We start from the raw sequence: 19,951 nt of genomic DNA on the forward strand, positions 1-19,951 counted from the left end.
GCTCAGGCGGGGGGCAGTCCCAGAGCTTCACGGACCTTGTCCCTGGACTCCGCCGGCAGCGTACGGAAGTCGGCCCAGAGGCGCTCCACGGCGCCGAATTCACGCTCGTCAGCGGCGACCCAGTCCGTGAGCATCTGCCGCTGCAGCCCCCCCAGCTTCGAGACACCTTCGATCACGGCGCCCAAGTCTGCCTCCAGGCCGCGGCCACCCACACGACAGCGGTTGCACTCCGCCACGAACTGGACCGCGCTGCTGCCGTCAGGCTGCTTCACCTTCCGCCGGGCGATGTCGATCTGCGCCGATTCGAACGAGCCGGCGTAGACCTGCCCGGGAGTGATTCCGCATGACCGGCAGCGGTTGCCGTCGCTGGTCAGGACCTTGCGCCGCTGAGTCTCCGTGATGGACGAGCTGGCCTTGGTCGCCTTGCCCGGCTCCCAAACGGGCTGGCCCTGGGCCACGAACCGCTGTTCGTGCTGTCCCAGCAGCGCGTCTTCCCGGTGGGTGTCGATCTTCCACCCGTAGTCGCGCAGGTCACGTACCCGGCGATCGGCCTGACTGATCCCGGGGAAGGCGTTCTTGACGTCCTCCTTGGTGAAGACGTTGCCCTCCCCGACCACCGTAACCAGCCACAGTGCGGCGCGCTTCATGGTGCCGAACTTTCCGTCCTGCCACGACGGCAGAGTCATTCACATTCCCCTTATGTAGGCATATGGCCGCCCGAGCGAGAGCCACGAGGAGACCGCTGGCATCCCTTGCGGGCATTGCCAGTCTTCTCGCATGACGCCCCATCACGCCAGGCTCTGCGAGGTTTCGAGGGGGGATGGAAAACATCCGCGCAGCCCGAAATCTCGCCGTTCCCTACACAATTGGTTGTTCACCGCCGAACCATCGGACGAACGGAAGCCGCGCGTGACGCCCAAGCCGAAGAAGTGGAAAGAGCTGCCGAGTGGCATCAGCGCGGCTCACCGCGCCCTTGTAACGGCGATGCGCGAGGTCCGGGAGTGCAGCCCAAGGGTCCCAGGCGGAAATCGCCGTGGATGCGCACCAGGCACCCACGACGCTCTCGAACCACCTCAACGGTGGCCGTATCCCCGAAGAGACTCTCCTCCGGGATTTCTACGGGGTCGTAGAGAAGGACGCCGCACCAGGACCACTCCCGCACGCGCTGGATGCCTTGCTAAACCTCCGTGGCCACGCCCAGAAGAGGCACTGCGACTGCTGCAGCATCGGGTACCCGCCTGCTGACGACCTGGCCGACGCGGAGCAGCCGGCTTCCCAAGCTGTTCGGAAGCTGCCACCGGGGCGGGCACTACGCCTCCGCCACAGGTCTCGTCGGCGCGGACTTTCAGTGCTGCAGGAGCGGATGAGGGTGCCGGTCCCCCGAGCGGAGGGGGACCGGCACCCTGCAGAAGCCGCCGAGCTCGCCTGGAGCGAGACCGGACAGGTGGCCCGCTACCTGGCTGACGGCCAGAGCCGCGATGCGGATCTCTTGCTCTGGCGGGCAGGCGCGTCGTATTCGGCCGACGAGATCGTCAGAGCCGTCACCTCATGTCGCTCAGCTGGCTTGAGGGACGCAGCCGAGACCATACTGATCAACGCCGCCGAACGCGCCGACAGGCAAGCCGTCTTGAACATCACGGCCGCCTTCAACAACGCCGGCCGGCACGAGGACGTCGAGTTCCTGCTGATGGCCGCGATCCGGGAATCCTCCTGACTCTTGCACCAGCTACCCACAGTCAGGCAGCTTCCACCTCCGCCTCGAAGTGCATCTGCGCCCGGTCCAGCAGGCCGTCCGGATCGCCGCCTCGGGCAGCGACCCAGTGCAGGAGGTCAGCGATGAGGGCGGTGGCAGATTCCTCAAGGATCTGTTCAGTGCGGCTCCGCAGCAGCGGCGGTGCACCGACATCGCGCCGGTATTCCGTCAAGGCAGCTTCAGCACGCCGCACCCGGCGGCAGCACGCCTCCAGGTCGGCGGACAGCTCGCACCAGACGGACTTGCCCGTCGCTGTCAACAGCGTTCCCCAGTCCGCAGCCATGCCGGCCAGCAGGTGCAGACCCCGGCCACACTCATCGTCGCAGGCGACCGGGGTGAGCACCGGCACGCGGTAACTCTTGTCATGAAGTTCGATCCGTAGTCGGCCCCCTACCGCCTCCATCACCAGGGTCGCAGCGACACCCCTTCCCACGTGCTTGATCACGTTGGCAGCCAGCTCACTCACCACAAGTTCGGCTTCTTCGGCCAGGGCCGACAAGCTCCACTCCATGAGCTGCTTTCTGACGACTCTCCGAAGGTCCCGGACCGCTGCCGGCTCGGCCTCGAACGGCAGAACGCTGCGAAGTTGCGAACTGTTGTCGTGCCCGGACATGCACTCTCCTTCCGGCGCCACATCAGCCCCTGCACCCGTCGTATCCAAACGACTGCGCTGAGTGGTCAGGCTTGCGAGTATGGCAGCAAGAAGTCTCTTCATGAAACTTCTCACGAGAATCGATCGGGTGAATCCAGCTGGCGTGAACTAGCGGCAGACATAGCCTGATTGGCGCCGGAGAGCCTCAGCGCACACGGAACGGAAGGCCACCCTCTATGTCCGTCAGGACCACAACACGGCGTCGGCAGCTCGGCGCGATGATGCGCAAGTTGCGCGCGCGGAAGGGCATGACCCTGGAGGAGGCCGGCCGGCTCGTCGGCATCTCGAAGGCCACTGTCAGTCGTTATGAGACGCAGGAAGGGCCCGTTAAGTGGCCCATCGCCGACGCACTCTGCCAGCAGTACAACGCAACCGACGCGGAGCGGAATGCCGTGGTCGCTCTGGCGAAGGACGCGAAGCAGCAGGGCTGGTGGGGGCCGTACACCGACTCCATCCCCGCAGACATGAATCTCCTGCTGACGCTCGAAGACGACGCCGTGCGCGAGGACCACTTCTCCAGCACTTACGTACCCGGCCTACTGCAGACACGGAACTACAGCATGGCGATTCAAGGCGCCAGCGAGATGCGGCTGGCACCCGAGGAAATCCAGCGTCTGGTGGACATCCGCATGAAGCGCCAGGAGATCCTGAACCGGCCGAAACCGCCCCACCTGTGGGCGATCCTCGACGAGTCGGTGATCCGGCGCGTGGTCGGATCCCCCGAGAGCATGCGCGATCAGCTGGGCCACCTGCTCGAAGCCAACATCTCGCAGCACATCACCCTGCAGGTCCTCCCCTTCTCCAAGGGCGCTCACGGCGCAGCCCTGGGCAGTTTCGTGATCCTGGGCGGGGCCGAAGCGAGCCTGGATGTTGTGTACGTCGACCTGCATGTCGGCCCACTCTTCATGGAGAAGGACGAAGAACTCGACCGATACAGACTTGCGTTCGACTACCTGCGTGCACAAGCGTTGGACATGGCCGCGTCGTCGGCCTTGATCGAGCGCGTCCGCAAGGAGATGTAATGCTTCCGGTACCTCACTCCCCCGAGTCTCTCCCCTGGTTCAAGTCGTCATACAGCGGAGCGAACACGACTGAGTGCGTTGAGGCCGCCCGCCTCCCCCAGGCCACCGCGGTCCGCGATTCGAAGGCCCCTGACGGTCCGATGCTGACGTTCAGCAACGCGTCGTGGAGCGGGTTCCTCACCGCCGTACGGCATCAGCAGTTGGACGTGCGATGAATCCGCCTCCCCTCCAGTGGCGGAAGAGTACTCACAGTGGTGGCAGCGGCACCGAGTGCGTCGAGGTCGCGGACCTGCGCTCGACGGTCGGCGTACGGGACTCCAAGCAGCCCCGTGGTCCCCACATATCCGTGCGCCGCAGCGCGTGGGAGCGGTTCGTCGCTTCACTCCGCGCCTCGTAGGCCAGCGTCCGAGCGAGCGCAGCGCCCGCCGTCAGCGAACGTCGATGCTCCGGCGGGCCTGGGCGATCGCAGGTAGTGCGTCGGCTCCGAAGACGGCGGATTCGCTCAGGGCCTGCCACACCCGCTGGTACGTGGTGTCGGCGTCGTCCAGCCACAGTTCGGCGGGCCAGTCCTCGGTGACCACGAGGCGGCCGTCGAAGCACCAGAAGCTGCCGCGGTCAACTCATCGAGCCTAGCGAACAAGGCGGCCGAGCAGGCGCCGTGGTACCACGGGCGGAACCCCGGGCGCTTGCTCCGGCCGTCCGGGCGGTGTCCACGCACTCACGTCGTGTATTCCAGCTCCGTCATGGCTGACTGGCGCACTGCCGACGCGACCTCGGCAAGGTCGAGCCCTGCTACGTATCTCATCAAGTCCGAACGCGCCCGCCCGAGTTCCCGATTCAGTTCCATGCCGTGCATCGCACCGGGCAGGACGATGTGCCGGAACTCCTCCTGTCTGATGGCTCCGGCGAGCAACTGCTCGGCCAACCACAACCGGGTCCGCTCCCTGATCGCGAAGGTCAGGTGAAGGCTGCGCTTGTCGAACTCGGCCACGCTCGGGTTATGGACCCAGCCCCGCGGCAGGATGAGGGACTGGCCGGCCTTCAGATCAAACTCCAGGTCAGGTCCGGCTGCCTCCCATCTCGAGATGTAGTCATCACGCCACACCCGCCAGCTCTCGTTGAACTCCCGCATGGGGGCAACCACCGGAGGTCGCCACAACTGCCACCGCTTCACCCCGGCCACCTGCACGATCACGGCCATCTGTTGGTCCCAGTGGTGGCGTAATCCCTGGTTGCCAGGAGGGGTGAGGAAGGCATGGACGTAGTTCGAGTAGCCCGCCGTCTCCTCCTGGATGCGGCGGGAGGCACGTGCCAAGAACGGCACGACTCGCTGAAGGTTCCCCAAGCGGATGGTGAAGCCCCGGTCGTGGAGCTGCCGCAGCTTGGCGGCATCAGTACGCCCGTTGCGCATGAATGCATCGCGATTCAGCGACGGATTGGGAGCCTTGACGACTGCGATCTCGCTCGCGGGTACGCAGCCGGTTTCCACGTACTCGTCGAGGAATTCAGCGGTGACCGTGGCATCCAGTTCCGTCGACCCACGCTCGTACACACGGGGTTCATCGGGCCAAGTCGTCAAGAGATCGACGACACCGTTCTCGGGCAGCAGGAGGCGTAGCGACATGACGGAGTCTCCTCTCGCGCTACGAAGGTGGGAGGGGGCAGGGAACGTCCGGGTGGAAGCGGTTCGGGCAACACACAGCGGAAAGCGAGAACAGGCTCTTCGACTTGGTGTAGTGCACCCAACTCACATCGACACCACGAGGCAGCACGTCACAGGCATACTCCAACTTCTCCTCCAGGCCGCAATACGCCTGCCTGCCGTCCTCGCGCTCAAACGGAGGGTTCTCCTGGTAGTGCTTCGTCAGCCACGCCAACGCGATACCGACGTCGGTCCACGTGCGATCGGCCGCGCTCTGGGTCCGCTTGAGCAACCAGTGGCCCGTCATCAAGGGCGGCAAGCTGCCCGCCTGGAAGTCCGCAGCAGCCTCGCGGTATCGCTCAAACACCCTGTACGCAGCCTTGTCCTCCGGCGAGGCCTGCTGCGGTGGACCGTTGGGGTGCGGGGGCCGACGGTTTCCTTCCTGCGCGTACGCGGCCCCGGTCCCGATCCATGGCCCGTACCCGTGCCAGTGTCCTGACCAGCTCATTTCTGCCCTTCCAGAATGTGCCGGGCCGCCCTGCCGAAGCAGAGCAGCCCGACTGGTGCGACGCGGGAAACTGCCGAATCAGAGCGCGAGCCCCTGCTTCTTGGCCCAGCCGACCGCGAAGTCGTCGAGCTCTGCCTTGGTGAATCGCAGTTCGATGCCAGCTCCCTCGGGCTTGTTGTCGCGGAGGGTGAAAGCGGAGGTCGATCCGGGGATTGCACCGACCTCGACACACGATTCGTGCTCGCCGCCCAGGTTGCCGCCACAGAAGTTCTCGAACAGGGCGCCCTCTGTGGGAAGGCTGTAGAGGTTCGTCGCCATGGAATGGTCCTCTCGATGCATGGAGTGTGCGAAGAGTCGTTCTCCGCGCCGTGGTGCGCTGAGCCCCATCCGTCCACCTGCCGCACCCGGCCTGCAGACGCGTGGGGCCCTTCATGTGCGTAAGATCGCGCTGTTCGCCGCGGGACCCGCTGCCTCGATGAAAGCGGGATCGGTAGTCCACTCCACTCCGCCCCTCTCCGGGGCGAGCCACGCCACGGGTGGGGTATTCGGAATCGAGCGGGACGGTCCGATGTCGGCCTCCGCTACATCGGGGGCGAGCCCACGAAGTATGCCGATCTGATCGCCGTGAGCGTGGTCGATGACGAGGCAGCCCAGCAGTGGATGGGACCAGTGGCCCAATCCGAGGTCGCGTGTACCTCCGACGTTCGTCAATTGGTCCTTGCGAGGGGTCTGCATCGATGGCTCCTGGTCAGCGGTCGGTTCCTCACGACGATGCGAAGACGAACGTAGACCGGGGCGGAACCAACTCCCAAGAAGATTGCGAGAGTTTGCAGCATCTCGATTGACGGGCCCAAATGCCTGGTCGACGATCGGCTTGTCACGCAAACCTGCGCAAGGCAGCGGACTGGAGAGCAACCATGAAGTTACGGTTCCTCGGTAAGAACTCCACCCCCGGAGACAGCCCCACCCTGTACGCCAGCGACCAGAACAGCTACGTCGTTCAAGGTTGGAAGATCTACGCCCAAGACTTGCTGATGAAGCTCGACTTGCCGGAAGGTCATACCGCGGTCGAGGTGCCGACCGAACTGTTCGAGCACCTGACCAAAGACGGCCTGCCGTCCGGCGAGATCAAGACCTTCGAGCCGCCGATCATGCTCATCACAGAGCAAGGCACATGCATCGTGCAGGGGCCGAAGATGCGAGATGCCGAGGCCTTGGGCCAGATGCGGTTGCCTGACTACGAGGACTGCATCGAGGTCCCCACGTCCTCGATCACTGCACTGCTGAAGGAGAACAGTGGACCTGATCACCAGCGCCCAGCGTGACGAGCTGTTCAAAAGCTTCGAGCGCGACGCATTCCATCTGGAACTGAGGGACGACTACGGATCGCCGATCGAAGACACGCCCTATGCACGATGGCAGAGGGGCGATTCCGACGACTACTCGTGGCTCGCCCCGTGGAAGACGCTCATGCAGCGGGTGACTGTCGAGGGCAAGACCGTGCGCCGGGTCCGGGTGGTCACGGAACCGCACTCCCGATACGTCGAATGGGAGAATTCGCTGACCCACCTCAACATCGAGGCCGGCGAAGACATCCGCTGGCTACCTCGGCACCTGGTACCGGAAGGCGTCTCGTACCCCGTAGCGGGCAATGACTGGTGGCTGTACGACGACCGCCTGCTCGCAGTCGGTCACTTCGACCCGGAGGGTCGAGTTCTGGGATCGGAGATCATCGAGGATCGCGACATCGTGGGCGAATGTGTTCGACTGCGGGATCTGCTCTGGTCCGTAGCCACCCCGCACACCGAGTACAAGCCCTGACTCATCGGTGAGCACCAACGCACAGGAAGCACGCGAGGCGCTGGGTGCCCGGCTTCGCTCGACCCGCAAGGATGCAGGGTTCGCAAGCGGCCGGGCATTCGCCCATGCCACTGGGTGGCAGGAATCCAAGGTCTCCCGCATCGAGCTCGGCCGACAGGCCGCCAGTGAAGACGACATTCGCATCTGGTGCGAAAAGACCAACACTCAGGACCAGGCCCCCGACTTGATCGCCACTGTCCGACATATCGACGAGCTGTGGCTGGAATGGCGCCGACAACTCTCCCCCGGAGCTGAGAAGCGCCAGAGCAAAGCTCTGCCGGTCTACGCCAGAACCAAACTATTTCGCATCTGGCACCCCACTCTCATTTGGGGGACGCTTCAGACAGCGGAGTACGCTGCGGAAACGTTCAAACAGGTCGTAGAGTTCTACGGAATCCCAGATGATTCCGAGGCTGCCACGGCCAAGAGGCTGGAGCGACAGCGATATCTCACCCAAGGCAACCGGATCTTCAACGTACTGCTCGCCGAGCAAGCTCTCTACTCAAATTTCGGTGGCCCTGAGGTAATGAAGGGGCAACTCGACCGGCTTCTCGCAGTGATGGGCCTTCCGCGGCTGAGTCTGGGCCTGGTGCCGCGGTCTTCACCTCTGAGCATCTGGCCTGGCAATTCGTTCTCGATGTTCGACAACAAACTCGTTCTCGTCGAGACCTATTCTGCCGAGTTCTCGGTGACCCAGCCTCGGGAGGTTGAGCTCTATGCCAAGGCCTTTGCCTCATTGAAGCAGTCAGCCGTTTACGGAAGGGCGGCGAGGGAGCTGATCCTCACCGCGATCCAACACTTCGACCGATATTAAGGGGCGCGCATGCCCGAAGCACCGAATTGGCGCACCAGTACGTACACCAGCCATGACAACTGCGTCGAGGTTTCCGACAACCAACCCGCCGCGGTCATGGTCCGGGACAGCAAGAACCGGGAGCGGGCAATTCTGCACATTCCACCGGGATCCTGGTCCGTCTTCGTGGAATTCAGCAAGAGTCACGGCTTCTCCTTAGCCCTCAACCAGTAGAGCCGCCGGTGTCGTATTGATCTCTGCGAACCGAGCTCACCGCAGCAAGCGAACGGGCAGTGGAGCAGACGTCAGTTCTCCAACTTGAGCACCCCGCGACACACTCCCCACTCCCTCGGTACGAGGATGATCGCCGTCCGCCCGCAAACGCGGCGGCAGATGGGTGGGGGCGGGCATGAGCGCAGGGTTCGGCACGGGAGGGGTAGGCAGTAGTCGTCGTGGCGTATCGGGCGGGCTGGGCGCCTTGTTGCTTGTTCTGCTGCCGTTGTTCGGGTGTGTGCCCGGGCAGTACGCGGATGTGCCGGCCGTCACCGGGGTCTCGGCTGCGGAGATCGTCGGGACCTGGCAGTGCATCGATGGCACGGAGGTCACCATGCGGGCGGACGGTACGGCTGTTGTGAGGCAACTCGATGGGCGGGACTTCGACTTCGACGAGCAATGGCGGATGTCCGGCACCGGGACGTGGGAGCTGACCGACCGGCCCATGGGCTGGAGCGACGGTCAGCACGTGTCTTTGAGCGTGACTCGGCGCACGTCGTCGGCATGGCGCGAGCCGGCGGGTGCGGCGGACGAGACGGTCCTCGGCGACGACTCCAGGGAGCCCGCTCCGGACTCGTACACCTGGACCCTGGAGCTGGAGCGACGCGAGGAAGGGCTGGCTCTGTACTTCTTCTTCAGCGACCCCGACAACCGCAACACATACGTCCTGGAGAGGGCGCGGTAGCCGTCAGCCCACGCCAGGAGCGGCCGTCGGTGTTGTGTTGATCCTTGCGAAGCGTTCTCGCCAGGGCAGGGGATCGGGCTCCGGTGAGGGGGCTTCGGAGTACATGGTGTTCACTGCGATCAGGCGGCACGGGGTGCATTCCGTCTCGTCCAGCAGGGGGCGGAAGGTGTGCTTCTTGCCCGGGACCTGGCATTCGATCAGCTCGCGGGGGCGTGCGGGTTCGAAGAACTCTGGGGTCGTCCGGGGTTCGGGGAGTTTTTGGACGAGGCGGTAGCGGAGGAAGCCGACTGCCGAGCGCACGCCGTCCTTCGGGCGTTCGGCGAGCAGGGCCTGGCGTAGGTCGGACTCGCTCAGGCCGCGCTCCAGCCACTTGACTGCTTCGACGGCCAGCTTGGCGGCCTCGCGTACGCCCAGGTGCAGTTCGCGGCGGGAGTGGCGCAGGGAGAGCAGGACGCGTTCGGCGCGGGCCAGCTGGGCGGGGTCCGCTGTTGAGGCCGGGCGCTCCGGTTCGGAAGGTTCGGAGGCTTCGGAGTGTTCGGAGGGCGGGTGGGGAGTGGTTTTATCGCTGTTGTCTTCTACCGGTTCATAGCCACCGGCCGTCCGGGCAGTCGGTACACCGACCGTCGGAGAGTGCGTACTCGGTGGCGCAGCGATGGGCGGAGCGGCGTGTGGGGTGGCGTGCGGGGTGGCTGGTGGGGTTCCTCGTACGTGGGATGCCTGCTCACCCGTCAGGGCGGTGTTCGCGACCAGTTGCTCGGTGAGCCAGCGGCCGCCGTCGCTCTGGCTGCGCCACTCGTGTACGTACCCGTTCTCGACCAGTTGCTGCTTCGCCTTCTGGTACGCGCGGCCCTTGATGCCCAGCTTCTGGGCCAGTTCGCTCAAGGGCTTGAAGGTGGTGTTGGCGGGGAGGCCCTGGACGTACAGGAGCAGGATCTTCGCGTCACTGTTCAGACGCGGGTGGCGGACGACATCGTGTGATGCCTTCGTATAGCGCGCGGACGGCGCGATAGCATGACGCAACATTTCCGGTGGTCCTGTTCCACTGGTGGTGTAGGCCCTCGGGTTGGTGTTGGCGCACCGCCGGGGGCCGCCCTATGTGCGCGTGAACACACAGAGCGTGACGATTTCGTCACCGTACCGCATGTTCTTCATCTGCCGCCACGCCTACGGGACTTCACGCCACCGCCCGGACGTCGGCGGTGCGCGGCACCTCGACGCGCCCCGGGCCGGGGCGCACATGCCGCTGCCCCCACACTCCGGCGCGGAGTGTGGGGGCAGCGGTGTGGTGCAACAGGGCGTGTCAGTGCTGCTGCTGTGCCTTGCGGCGGCGGAGCGCCAGGTAGGCGCCTGCCGCGACGAGCGCGGCGGCGGCTGCGGACAGCAGGCCGACCGGCGCGCCCGTGCCGGTCTCGGCGAGGTTGCCGTCACCGTGCGCGGACGGCGATGACGACGCGGCGGGCGAGGAAGCCGAAGCCTGTGGAGTGGAGACGGTGCCCGCGGGGGCGGACGAGGTGGGCGCCTCGGTCGGCTGCGCCGGGCCGGACGGGGAAGAGGGCGAGGAGGACGGCGTAGCAGGGGTCGACTCGGGGGCGGAGGGCGACGGCTTGCCGCCGCCGGGCTTCTCCTCGCCGCAGTCGGTCCAGAAGACCTTGTGCTTGGCCCGGCCGTGTTCGCCGTCGAAGTTCCAGAACAGCTTGTAGTGACCGTCGGGCAGGGACTGGTCCGGCGTACGGCCATGGCCCTCGGCGTCGAGCGTCAGCGAACCGGACTTCACGGTTTCACCCTTGACGTGGGCGGTCGGGGCCCACGCCTCGATGCGCCAGTCGACGTTCTGGCTGCCGTCGAACCCGAAGGCGTCGAGGTAGAAGGTGCATACGTGCGGCTCGTTCTTACGGAGCTCTTCACCGGTCTTGGCATCGTGAATCTTCACGGTGCCGTTGTCGCCGGGAGCGGTGGCATGGGCGGCAGGGGCGAGCAGCATCGCCGCGGCGACGGCGGCTGTGAGCGTGCCTGCGGAAGCAAGTGAGCGCATGGGCAAATCCAACGGTGAGAAGGGCTTCCGTGGGGGGCGCCTCAGCCTCCTGCGACCGGTATGAGTCCGTCAAGGAACATCGATACATCTATGCCGCCTATCACATCATTCGTGCCATTGGTTCCGCATAACGATTGAGGACGAGGGGGAGGCGCCCGCCACCCACCGCCGGCCGCGCGCCGCAGTCGTCGCTTGCGCGATTTGACTTGGCACTACATATCGCGAAAGCTAGATTCGTACCGTAGAGAGACCACGGAGAGGTGGAGCGATGGACCCGCTGGCCGTACACAAGGCGCTCGCCAATCCCGCGCGCCTGCAGTTCATGCAGTGGCTGCGGGAGCCGGAGAAGCATTTCGACGAGGACTCCTACCGGCAGCAGGGGCTCGGGTTCCATATCGGCGTGTGCGTCGGCGACATCCAGAAACGCTCCGGGCTGGCGCAGTCGGTGGTGTCCGGCTATCTGCAGACCCTGAGGGACGCGGGGCTGCTCACCTCCGAACGCATCGGCAAGTGGACGTATTACCGGCGCAACGAGCCGGTGATCGCCGAGTTCGCCGCGTACGTCCGCGACGAGTTGTAGATCACTTGATTCCGAATCCCGCACGCAGCTCCTACCCCTGACCCAATGTATCTACTTTTCCAGATTTGATGAAAGGTATCGATCGTTCCGATGCGAAAGACCTCTCTCACCGTCCTGGTACTCGCCCTGGGCGTGTTCGGGATCATCACCACCGAGATGGGCATGGTCGGCGTGCTCCCCCAGGTCTCGGCCGAACTCGGTGTCACGCCGTCCACCGCCGGCTGGCTCGTCGGAGTGTTTGCCCTGGTCATCGCGGTGTCCGGGCCGTTCACAACGCTGCTCGCCTCCGGCATCGACCGCAAGAAGGTGCTCGCCGCCGCGATCGCGGTGTTCGCCGTCTCCAACGCCGTCTACGCGCTCACCACGCAGTACGAGGTGATGCTCGCCTTCCGCGTCATTCCCGCCCTCTTCCATCCCGTGTTCTTCGCGGTCGCGCTCGCCACCGCCGCACGGCTGGTACCCGCGAAGGACGCGACCCGGGCCACGACGACCGTGTTCGCGGGGGTCACCGTCGGCTTCGCGTTCGGTGTGCCGTTGACCTCGTATCTCGCCGAGCACCTGTCGCTGGCTTCGGCCTTCTGGTTCGGTGCGCTCGTCAACCTGGTCGCGTTCCTGGGCATCCTGCGGTTCGTTCCGTCGATGCCGGTCGGCCAACGGGCCTCCTACGGTGCACAGTTGAGCATTCTCAAGCGCACCCGGATGTGGCTGACCATCGCGTCCGTCGTCCTCGTCTTCGCGGCGATGTTCTCGGTCTACGGCTACTTCGCCGAGTACCTGGGTCAGGTCACGCACATGGACGGTACGTGGGTCAGCGCCATGCTGATGGCGTTCGGCATCGTGATGATCCTCGGGAACTTCGCCTTCGGCAGCCTGCTGCGACGCAACCTCGTCCGCACCGTCGTCGCCTACCCGGCGCTGTGTCTGCTGGTCTACGTCCTGCTGTACGCCGTCGGCCCGCTGTTCGCACCGATGGTTCTGGCGGTCCTGGTGTGGGGTGCCGTGCATTCGGGCGGGCTCATCGTGAGCCAGAGCTGGCTGGGGCGGGACGCCATTGACGCGCCCGAGTTCGGGAACAGCCTCTTCATCTCGTTCTCCAATCTCGGCATCACCATCGGCACCGCGGTCGGCGGCTGGGTCCTGGCGGAGTACGGAGCCCGTCAACTCGCCTGGGTCGGCAGCGGATTCGCAGTTGCTGCTCTGATCGTGATGGGGCTGCGGCTGGGTCTCGGGGCAGATCGGGGCGGTGAGCGGCAGGCCGTGTCGTCCGCCCCTGGCGCGCAGGCGCTCGGGGAGGTGGGGGTCTGACGCGACTCGTGGAGGCGAGGGGAGGCGAGGAGGCGGTCCGGTGCGGTGCGCACCGGACCGCCTCCTCACTTCTACGGGTCCGGTGGATCACAGGCGGCACCGATGACAATTCATGGGGCTCGCCGATGCCCCGGGTACGGGTGCGAGTACGGCCACGGGTACGGCCAAACGAGTGTCTCCCGTGCCAACTCCGGGGCACGCCGCTCCGTCGTTCAGGAGACTGACGGCCAGTGCTGACGATGCTTCGCGGAACGCCATAACGTACGGGCGATTTCCGGCCACAACACAACACCCCTTACCCTGCGATACATCGGTCACCAACGGTCGGCCGGGACAGAAGGACGACAACATGACCTCCGAGACCAACACATTGGTCACTATCGATGCCACAACTACCTTGCTGGAGGCGGAACTTCCTCTCCTGGAGCAGCACCAGCAGAGTCTGGAGAAGGAACTCGCGACTGTCACCGAACGCCTGGAGTCGATGCGTACCGCGCTGACCGCGCTGCGCGCCCTGTCGGGTGCTCCCGCTCTCGCCCCTGCTCCCTCCGTGAGCGCGAACGCGAGCGCGGCGGCGGAGCCGAAGGTGGCGGAGCCGGGTGAGGCCGAAGAGGTCAAGGCCGACGACGCCAAGGCCGAGGCGGCGAGCGTTCCCGCTCCCAAGATTCCGCAGCAGGCACAGGATTCCGTCGACTCCGTCGTGCAGGCGGAGGCTCCGCAGGAGCAGGCGGCAGCCGCCCCCGCGCGCCGTGCCGCCCGTAAGGCGCCCGCCGCGCCCAAGGGCCGCAAGCAGGCTGCCGCCAAGCCGAGGGCCCAGCGCGGCCAGGCCAAGAAGGCCGTCGTCGCCAAGCCTGCCGAGGACGTCAAGGACATCAAGGACATCAAGGACGCCAAGGACAGCGAGGGCGCCAAGGACACGGAGTCCGCCGCACCCGCCAAGGCTGCCAAGACGGCCAGGGCGACCAAGGCGGTCAAGGACAGCAAGTCCGCCGCACCGGCGAAGGCGGCCAAGGCGACCAAGGCCGCCAGGCCCGCGAAGGCCAAGGCGCCGAAGAAGACCGAGACCGCCGCGGCCGCCGCACCGGCCGTCGACGACAGCGGAAGCCTCACCGAGCTCGCCATGAAGGTGCTCGCCGCGTCCGGCGACACCCCCGTCCGCGCCCGTGACGTCACGAAGGCCCTGGGGCGTGAGCTCACCCCCAACGGCATCAACACCGTCCGCAGCACCCTCGACAGGCTCGTCGCCACCTCCCGGGCCCACCGCGCCGGCCGGGGCCTCTACCAGGCCCCCGCGAACTGACCTCGCTCCAAAGGGAGTTCGCTGGATGCCCGGTACCGCCACCTCGGCGGCACCGGGCATCCTGGTGGTGGCGGGTCTGTAGGTTGCCCGCATGTCTTCATCACTGCGACTCCAAAAGGTCACGCCGGACAACGTCGAGGCCGCCTGCCAACTGAAAGTACGCCCCGACCAGGACGGGCTCGTGAAGCCCGTCGCCTGGTCGCTGGCTCAGGCCTACGCGGCCCCCGACATCGCCTGGCCCCGGCTGATCTTCGACGGCGAGCAGCTCGTCGGCTTCGTCATGGCCTTCTTCGATGTCCGGTTCTACCCGGACGACCCGAACGACGACAGGCTGCGCTCCGGGCTCTGGCGGCTGAACATCGCGGCCGATCAGCAGGGGCGGGGATACGGCCGTTTCGCCGTGGAGGCGGTGTGCGAGGAGATCCGGCGGCGGGGGCAGACGCGTGCGACCGTGTCCTGGGTCCCCGGTGAACACGGGCCCGAGCAGTTCTACTTCAAGCTCGGGTTCCGGCTGACCGGGGAGACGAGCGGGGATCAGGTCGTCGGTGAGCTGGCGCTCGGCGACAACGCATAGTACGGCTATGCGTGGTGCGGCGATGCGTGGTGCGGCGACGTACAGCACGGCGATGCGTGGTGCTGTGGCCGGAAACGATCAGTGGGGGCGCGCCCGGTCAGCCGATGTGGGCTGCGATGATGCGCGCGCACTCCATGGACTCGCTCCGCGTCGTGTCCACCTCGACGTCGTAGGTCACGCCCTGGTGGACCATGTCCGCCTGTGCGGCCGCCATGCCGGGGACGCGGTCGCCCCGCGCGATCTCACGGGCTGCGGCGACGACGCTCTCGCACCGGACGCCGACCCACAGCACCCGGATCTCACCGAGCGCCTTCTGCCACCGCTGTTGGGAGGCCGCGCCGCCGAGGAACACCTCGTCGACGATGACCCCGGCTCCCGCGCGGGCCATCGTGACGACCCCCTCGATCCATGCCGTCTCCAACGTACGGAACTCGGGGCCGACGACCACCTCGCCGTCCGGAGCGAACTCGATGCCTGCGTCCGACGCACGCATGGACGCGGGCATCGCCTCGACCAGTGTGTCGACACCGAAGGTCAGCCACGGGTCCGGCAACACTGCCTGAAGGCACCGGGCGATCCCGGACTTCCCCGAGCTGGAACCACCGTTGAGCACGATCATCTGCGTCTTCACTCGGCCACACTAAAACCTGACGGCGGACCGGTGCGGTGATGTGGTCAACACGGTGGGACCGGCTCATGACCCGCATGGCCGTCGGAAGAACCGATTCAGCAGCTCCCGTCCGGGTGACGGAACCCCATATTCGGCAGTAACCGCAGCTCAGCGGCACAGACTTGCTGTCGTTTCCGACCCCCCGCACAAGGAGTTCCCCTCATGCGTCTTCGTTCCACCGTTGCTGCCGCCCTCGGCGCGCTCGCGCTCATCGTCGCCGTGCCGACCTCGGCCAGTGCGGCCACCGGAGACTTCGCGTACACCTACACCGGTCTCGACGGCTCACCGCGGCTCGGCCTCCTCTCCGACCCGCCGAGCCAGATGTGCATCACCCTGCCCGAGGTGGCCGACCCCCTCTCGACGAACCCCGCCCACACTCCGTGGAACTACACCGACTCCAGCGCGACGGTCTTCAGCGGGCCCGACTGCGAGGGCGCCTACTTCACCCTTCGGCCCCACGGCGGCCACGCCTCCGAGCGGCTGAAGCTCCGCTCGGTCGTCTTCAGCTGATCCTGCCGCACCCCGCGACCACCACCCCGGTACGAGCCGCCCCGCGCTCGTGCCGGGGTGGCGTCGTATGCGGGAATGGGGGCCGGTCGTCGCAGGTTGACCGGGTATGCCGACGCCATCTGTGATCCTCCTGCTGTCCGGAAGCCTGCGCAGCGGTTCCTCCAACGAGACCGTGCTGCGCACCGCGCGCGACGTGGCGCCCGCGGGGGTACGGACCGTTCTCTACGGCGGCCTCGCGTCGCTCCCGCACTTCAACCCCGATGACGATGCCGATCCGCTGCCGGGTCCGGTGGCGGAGCTGCGTGCGGCGATCGACGAGGCGGATGCCGTACTCGTCTGTACGCCGGAGTACGCGGGGACCCTGCCGGGGGCGTTCAAGAACCTGCTGGACTGGACGGTCGGCGGTACCGAGATCTGCGACAAGCCGACCGCCTGGGTGAACGCCGCGGCTCCCGGCCGCGGCCAGGGCGCCGAGGCCACCCTCCGTACGGTGCTGGGCTACACCGGTGCGGACATCGTGGAGCCGGCCTGCGTACGGATCACCGTGGACCGGAACGCGGTCGGCCCGGACGGGGTCATCACCGATCCGGGCGCCCGTGAGCAGCTGGCGCAGGTGCTCGCGCTGCTGACGGAGCGGGCCGCGGAGGCCGAGCGGGACGAGTAGAGGTCACAGTTGGAGGTTACCGGCGCCGGGGAAACTCATCGCCCGCCCCCGGCCGGGTGACAACGGGACAGCCGCTGACAGAATGGGCGAAATGGCAACACTTTCTGAGCCCCCGCCCCCGTCCCGGCCCTGGCCGGACGGCGAGCCCCTGCATGCCGACCTCCTCGCGGCGAAGACGCTGGTCTACGACCCGAGCGGGCTCGTGTGCACGCGGCCGGTGCCCGAGGCGGAGAGCGCCGAGTACGGGGCACACGCATTCACCGTGGGCGGCTCCGCCGTCAGGTTCCGGGTGGCCCGGACCACCCCGACGAAGGCCGGACAGTTCGTGACGGTGTGGAAGCGGTCCGCGGGTGGTGGGCCGATCCGGCCCTACGACGCCGGGGACCCGGTCGACCTCTTCGTCATCAGCACCCGTGACGCCGGCGGCTCCGGGCAGTTCGTGTTTCCGCGGGACGTGCTCTGCGAGCGGGACATCGTGTCGCGTGACGGGTCCGGCGGGAAGCGCGCGTTCCGCGTCTATCCGCCGTGGGTGACGACGCCCAATCGGCAGGCCGGCCGCACGCAGGAGTGGCAGGTGGAGTACTTCCTGCCGGTCCCGGAGGGCGGGGTCGCCGACCCGGACCGGTGCCGGGCGCTCTACCGCCCGTGACCGTGGCGGCCGGTCAGCGGTAGTCCTCCGGGTGGCCCTGCATCCAGGTGTTGATGCGGTCGCGGGTGCCGATCAGTTCGGAGCGGTGCTTCTCCAGGTTGTCCGTGGAGGTGTCGCCGTTCAGCGTCCCGCGCAGGGTGGCGATCCAGGCGATCGGCTCCTTGAAGTGGCCGGGGCCCTGGGCGTCCGCCTTCATGGCCTTGTCCAGGCGGGCCAGTTCGTCGTGGACCCGACCCAGGAAGTAGGCGCAATTCGACGAGCCCGGGGTGCAGTTGTCGTTCAGCGTGGCCTGGAGCCCCGCGAAGGCGTCGCGTACGGCCTCCGGCCTGTTGCGCGCCTCCGCCTCCGCACTGGCCTCGTCCTCGGCGCTCTGCGCCGCGGCGGCTTCGTCGGCGGCCTTGGACGCGGCCGCGGCGTTCACGGACGGCGCCACATAGGGAACGTCACCGCCCGGCCCCTGCGAGGTCCCGGCGGAGCAGCCCACCAGGAACGCCCCGAGAACCACCGCCGCGACCACGGTCGTCGCAGCGATGCGCGCATAAACGCTTGCACCCCCTCGGCGACCGGAAATCCGGGCACCGCGTTAGCCTCGAAGAACCGGGCCAGAACCCTCCTGGGCCCGGATCACACAGACGAGAAGGCGAAGGTGGCTGCGATGGCGAAGGTTCCGGCAGCGGCGGTGGCGGCGAGCGGGCTGGTCGGCGGGTACGCCGTCGCGCGGTGGACCAGGAAGCGGCCGCTGGGCGGGGTCGCCCTCGCCGCCGCGGGCACTGTCGCCGCGTACGAGTGGAACCGGCAGGCCGGGCCGCGCGCGGCCGTCGGGCTGACCACGGCGTACGTCGCCGCGTTCGCCGGTTCGCACCCGCTGGCCAAGAAGGTCGGCGCCTGGCCGGCCGTCTTCGCCGTGGCGGGCAGCATGGCCGCCGCGTCATGGGCGGTCACCCGCCGGGCCGCCTGAAGCGCATACGGAAGCACGGAAGAGGGGTGGGGCTCCGAAGAGCCCCCACCCCTGCTGTTGTGCGAACTTGTGCGAGCTCCGCTACGCGCCCAGCGCCCACGACACCGTATAGATCAGCAGGCCCGCCAGCGCACCCACCACCGTGCCGTTGATCCGGATGAACTGCAGGTCGCGGCCGATGTGCGCCTCGATCTTCTTCGACGTCTGGTCCGCGTCCCAGCTCGCGACCGTGTCGCTGATCAGCGAGGTGATCTCCGCGCGGTAGGTCGTGACGACATAGACCGCCGCGTCCTCCAGCCAGCCGTCCAGCTTCGCCTGCAGCCGGCCGTCCGTCGCCAGCCGCGCCCCCAGCGCCATCAGTGAGGCCCGCGCCCGCAGCCGCAGCTCGCTCTGCTCGTCCTCCGCCGCCGCGATGATCATCGTGCGTACGGACGACCAGGCCGAAGCGATGACCTCCTGGACCTCGCCGCGTCCCAGGATCTCCGACTTCAGCCGCTCCACCCGGGCCCGGGTGTCCGAGTCCGTCTGGAGGTCGGCCGCGAAGTCCGTCAGGAACGTGTCGATCGAAGCGCGCGCCGGGTGCCCCGGCATGTCCCGCATCTCCGTGACGAACCGCAGCAGCTCCTTGTAGACCCGCTCCCCCACCCGCTTGTCGACGAACCGCGGCGTCCAGCCCGGAGCCCCGCCCTGCACCGCGTCCATCACCGAATCGCCGTGCAGCACCAGCCAGTCGTGGGCACGTACACAGATCAGGTCCACCACCCTGCGGTGGCCGCCATCGGCGACGATCTTCTCCAGCATCTTGCCGAGCCCGGGAGCGATCTCCGCCGCATTGGCCCGCCGGGTGATCGCCTCACCCACCACGGCCTGCACATCGGAATCCCGCAGCACCTTCAGCGCACCGCGCAACGCGGTCGACAGCTCGGCGGTGACCCGGTCCGCGTGCTCCGGCTCGGCCAGCCAGGCACCGACGCGGCGGCCGACACCGAGCGCGTGGATCCGGCCCCGTACGACATCGCCGGAGAGAAAATTCTCGCCGACGAAGGAACCCAGGGACGCTCCGAGCTGGTCCTTCTTGGTGGGGATAATGGCGGTGTGCGGGATCGGCAGGCCGAGCGGACGTTTGAACAGCGCCGTGACGGCGAACCAGTCGGCCAGCGCACCCACCATCCCCGCCTCGGCGGCCGCGGCGACGAAGCCCGGCCAGCCGCCCACACCCGCGTTCTTCGCCCAGGTGGCGAGTACGTACACGAGCGCGACCAGCAGAAGGAGGCCCGTTGCCGTGGTCTTCATCCGGCGCACACCGCGCCGCTTCTCCTCGTCGGCCGCGGTGTACGCGAACGAGGCGAGAGGCGCAGGACGGCCACCCGGTACGGAACGGGCCGCACCCGCCACCTGCTCCCCGGCACGCTCCCGCTGCCGCGCGCCCTGTTCCCCGGCTCCGGTCCGGTCGATCCGTTCCATCCGCTCCACCCGTCCGCGTACGCCTCGCCCCCGGTGTCCCGTACGCATTGTCCCTAC

At 67.2% G+C, this 19,951-nt stretch carries 28 protein-coding genes; 17 read left to right on the forward strand and 11 right to left on the reverse strand.

Translation table 11 applies throughout. The features are described 5' to 3' along the window. Positions 1-2 precede the first annotated feature (2 nt). Entirely contained in the window at positions 3-686 is a 684-nt protein-coding gene (locus OG978_RS15335; protein WP_326765770.1) for a hypothetical protein, read from the reverse strand. Between the two features lie 347 nt (positions 687-1,033). Between OG978_RS15335 and OG978_RS15340 the strand changes: the two genes are divergently transcribed. Continuing rightward, positions 1,034-1,714 carry a hypothetical protein gene (locus OG978_RS15340; RefSeq protein WP_326765771.1) on the forward strand — a complete coding sequence of 227 codons (681 nt, stop codon included), beginning with the start codon at positions 1,034-1,036 and terminating at the stop codon, positions 1,712-1,714. Positions 1,715-1,736: 22 nt separating this feature from the next. Here OG978_RS15340 and OG978_RS15345 read toward each other — a convergent pair whose 3' ends face one another. After that, entirely contained in the window at positions 1,737-2,366 is a 630-nt protein-coding gene (locus tag OG978_RS15345) for an ATP-binding protein (protein WP_326765772.1), read from the reverse strand. A 215-nt stretch (positions 2,367-2,581) separates the two neighbouring features. Here OG978_RS15345 and OG978_RS15350 point away from each other — a divergent pair, with 215 nt between their 5' ends. Genes OG978_RS15350 through OG978_RS15360 form a run of 3 tightly spaced genes read left to right on the forward strand, consistent with a single transcriptional unit; the run spans position 2,582 to position 3,824 of the window. After that, complete coding sequence (locus tag OG978_RS15350; RefSeq protein ID WP_326765773.1) at positions 2,582-3,427, forward strand: helix-turn-helix domain-containing protein; 846 nt, start codon at positions 2,582-2,584, stop codon at positions 3,425-3,427. After that, positions 3,427-3,642, forward strand: a complete 216-nt coding sequence (locus OG978_RS15355; RefSeq protein ID WP_326765774.1) for a DUF397 domain-containing protein — start codon at positions 3,427-3,429, stop codon at positions 3,640-3,642. The genes OG978_RS15350 and OG978_RS15355 overlap by 1 nt, the downstream gene beginning before the upstream one ends. Next, positions 3,639-3,824 (forward strand): DUF397 domain-containing protein, encoded by a 186-nt coding sequence (locus OG978_RS15360; RefSeq protein ID WP_326765775.1) that lies wholly within the window; start codon positions 3,639-3,641, stop codon positions 3,822-3,824. Before OG978_RS15355 ends, OG978_RS15360 begins: the two co-directional genes overlap by 4 nt. Before the next feature lie 31 nt (positions 3,825-3,855). On the opposite strand, the gene OG978_RS15365 is transcribed toward OG978_RS15360, so the two are convergent. The 4 genes from OG978_RS15365 to OG978_RS15380 all read right to left on the reverse strand — a co-directional run bounded on the left by OG978_RS15365 (position 3,856) and on the right by OG978_RS15380 (position 5,895). Beyond that, on the reverse strand, positions 3,856-4,008 hold the full coding sequence (locus tag OG978_RS15365) for a hypothetical protein (RefSeq protein WP_442817693.1): 153 nt from the start codon (positions 4,006-4,008) through the stop codon (positions 3,856-3,858). A 137-nt stretch (positions 4,009-4,145) separates the two neighbouring features. Continuing rightward, a complete protein-coding gene (locus tag OG978_RS15370; protein ID WP_326765776.1) occupies positions 4,146-5,051 on the reverse strand; it encodes a JmjC domain-containing protein in 906 nt (301 codons plus the stop codon). A gap of 19 nt (positions 5,052-5,070) precedes the next feature. Next, the gene (locus OG978_RS15375) at positions 5,071-5,436 is read right to left on the reverse strand and encodes a hypothetical protein (RefSeq protein WP_326765777.1); all 366 of its coding nucleotides are present in this window, start codon (positions 5,434-5,436) and stop codon (positions 5,071-5,073) included. Positions 5,437-5,655: 219 nt separating this feature from the next. Then, a complete protein-coding gene (locus tag OG978_RS15380; RefSeq protein ID WP_326765778.1) occupies positions 5,656-5,895 on the reverse strand; it encodes a DUF397 domain-containing protein in 240 nt (79 codons plus the stop codon). Positions 5,896-6,494: 599 nt separating this feature from the next. Between OG978_RS15380 and OG978_RS15385 the strand changes: the two genes are divergently transcribed. The 5 genes from OG978_RS15385 to OG978_RS15405 all read left to right on the forward strand — a co-directional run bounded on the left by OG978_RS15385 (position 6,495) and on the right by OG978_RS15405 (position 9,188). Next, the gene (locus OG978_RS15385; RefSeq protein WP_326765779.1) at positions 6,495-6,902 is read left to right on the forward strand and encodes a hypothetical protein; all 408 of its coding nucleotides are present in this window, start codon (positions 6,495-6,497) and stop codon (positions 6,900-6,902) included. Beyond that, positions 6,874-7,398, forward strand: a complete 525-nt coding sequence (locus OG978_RS15390; protein ID WP_326765780.1) for a DUF6879 family protein — start codon at positions 6,874-6,876, stop codon at positions 7,396-7,398. The genes OG978_RS15385 and OG978_RS15390 overlap by 29 nt, the downstream gene beginning before the upstream one ends. A 7-nt stretch (positions 7,399-7,405) precedes the next feature. Further along, entirely contained in the window at positions 7,406-8,251 is an 846-nt protein-coding gene (locus tag OG978_RS15395) for a helix-turn-helix domain-containing protein (RefSeq protein WP_326765781.1), read from the forward strand. Positions 8,252-8,260: 9 nt separating this feature from the next. Further along, positions 8,261-8,464, forward strand: coding sequence for a DUF397 domain-containing protein (locus tag OG978_RS15400; RefSeq protein WP_326765782.1), 204 nt, complete (start codon positions 8,261-8,263; stop codon positions 8,462-8,464). A 244-nt stretch (positions 8,465-8,708) separates the two neighbouring features. Next, a complete protein-coding gene (locus tag OG978_RS15405; protein ID WP_326765783.1) occupies positions 8,709-9,188 on the forward strand; it encodes a hypothetical protein in 480 nt (159 codons plus the stop codon). Between the two features lie 3 nt (positions 9,189-9,191). Here the strand turns inward: OG978_RS15405 and OG978_RS15410 are convergent, their stop codons facing one another. Further along, positions 9,192-10,211 carry a hypothetical protein gene (locus OG978_RS15410; RefSeq protein WP_326765784.1) on the reverse strand — a complete coding sequence of 340 codons (1,020 nt, stop codon included), beginning with the start codon at positions 10,209-10,211 and terminating at the stop codon, positions 9,192-9,194. 277 nt (positions 10,212-10,488) lie between these two features. Beyond that, a complete protein-coding gene (locus OG978_RS15415; protein ID WP_326765785.1) occupies positions 10,489-11,220 on the reverse strand; it encodes an LPXTG cell wall anchor domain-containing protein in 732 nt (243 codons plus the stop codon). Between the two features lie 268 nt (positions 11,221-11,488). Here OG978_RS15415 and OG978_RS15420 point away from each other — a divergent pair, with 268 nt between their 5' ends. The 4 genes from OG978_RS15420 (at position 11,489) to OG978_RS15435 (ending at position 14,979) form a co-directional block, all read left to right on the forward strand. Continuing rightward, positions 11,489-11,800, forward strand: a complete 312-nt coding sequence (locus tag OG978_RS15420) for an ArsR/SmtB family transcription factor (protein ID WP_326765786.1) — start codon at positions 11,489-11,491, stop codon at positions 11,798-11,800. Positions 11,801-11,890: 90 nt separating this feature from the next. After that, a complete protein-coding gene (locus tag OG978_RS15425) occupies positions 11,891-13,105 on the forward strand; it encodes an MFS transporter (protein WP_326765787.1) in 1,215 nt (404 codons plus the stop codon). Between the two features lie 349 nt (positions 13,106-13,454). After that, complete coding sequence (locus tag OG978_RS15430) at positions 13,455-14,405, forward strand: hypothetical protein (protein ID WP_326765788.1); 951 nt, start codon at positions 13,455-13,457, stop codon at positions 14,403-14,405. A gap of 91 nt (positions 14,406-14,496) precedes the next feature. Then, entirely contained in the window at positions 14,497-14,979 is a 483-nt protein-coding gene (locus OG978_RS15435; protein ID WP_326765789.1) for a GNAT family N-acetyltransferase, read from the forward strand. 97 nt (positions 14,980-15,076) lie between these two features. Here OG978_RS15435 and cpt read toward each other — a convergent pair whose 3' ends face one another. After that, the gene (cpt, locus tag OG978_RS15440) at positions 15,077-15,598 is read right to left on the reverse strand and encodes a chloramphenicol phosphotransferase CPT (protein ID WP_326770040.1); all 522 of its coding nucleotides are present in this window, start codon (positions 15,596-15,598) and stop codon (positions 15,077-15,079) included. A gap of 213 nt (positions 15,599-15,811) precedes the next feature. Here cpt and OG978_RS15445 point away from each other — a divergent pair, with 213 nt between their 5' ends. The 3 genes from OG978_RS15445 (at position 15,812) to OG978_RS15455 (ending at position 17,472) form a co-directional block, all read left to right on the forward strand. Continuing rightward, positions 15,812-16,159 carry a hypothetical protein gene (locus OG978_RS15445; protein ID WP_326765790.1) on the forward strand — a complete coding sequence of 116 codons (348 nt, stop codon included), beginning with the start codon at positions 15,812-15,814 and terminating at the stop codon, positions 16,157-16,159. Between the two features lie 106 nt (positions 16,160-16,265). Next, the gene (locus OG978_RS15450) at positions 16,266-16,823 is read left to right on the forward strand and encodes an NADPH-dependent FMN reductase (protein ID WP_326765791.1); all 558 of its coding nucleotides are present in this window, start codon (positions 16,266-16,268) and stop codon (positions 16,821-16,823) included. A 91-nt stretch (positions 16,824-16,914) separates the two neighbouring features. Next, on the forward strand, positions 16,915-17,472 hold the full coding sequence (locus tag OG978_RS15455; protein WP_326765792.1) for a MepB family protein: 558 nt from the start codon (positions 16,915-16,917) through the stop codon (positions 17,470-17,472). A 13-nt stretch (positions 17,473-17,485) separates the two neighbouring features. Here the strand turns inward: OG978_RS15455 and OG978_RS15460 are convergent, their stop codons facing one another. Next, complete coding sequence (locus OG978_RS15460; protein ID WP_326765793.1) at positions 17,486-17,977, reverse strand: hypothetical protein; 492 nt, start codon at positions 17,975-17,977, stop codon at positions 17,486-17,488. A 150-nt stretch (positions 17,978-18,127) separates the two neighbouring features. On the opposite strand from OG978_RS15460, the gene OG978_RS15465 reads away from it, so the two are divergent. Beyond that, the gene (locus OG978_RS15465; RefSeq protein ID WP_259935065.1) at positions 18,128-18,430 is read left to right on the forward strand and encodes a hypothetical protein; all 303 of its coding nucleotides are present in this window, start codon (positions 18,128-18,130) and stop codon (positions 18,428-18,430) included. Positions 18,431-18,511: 81 nt separating this feature from the next. On the opposite strand, the gene OG978_RS15470 is transcribed toward OG978_RS15465, so the two are convergent. After that, a complete protein-coding gene (locus OG978_RS15470; RefSeq protein WP_326765794.1) occupies positions 18,512-19,942 on the reverse strand; it encodes a DUF445 domain-containing protein in 1,431 nt (476 codons plus the stop codon). Between the last annotated feature and the right edge of the window lie 9 nt (positions 19,943-19,951).

The organism is Streptomyces sp. NBC_01591, from assembly GCF_035918155.1.
In the GTDB taxonomy this organism is placed as follows: Bacteria; Actinomycetota; Actinomycetes; order Streptomycetales; family Streptomycetaceae; genus Streptomyces.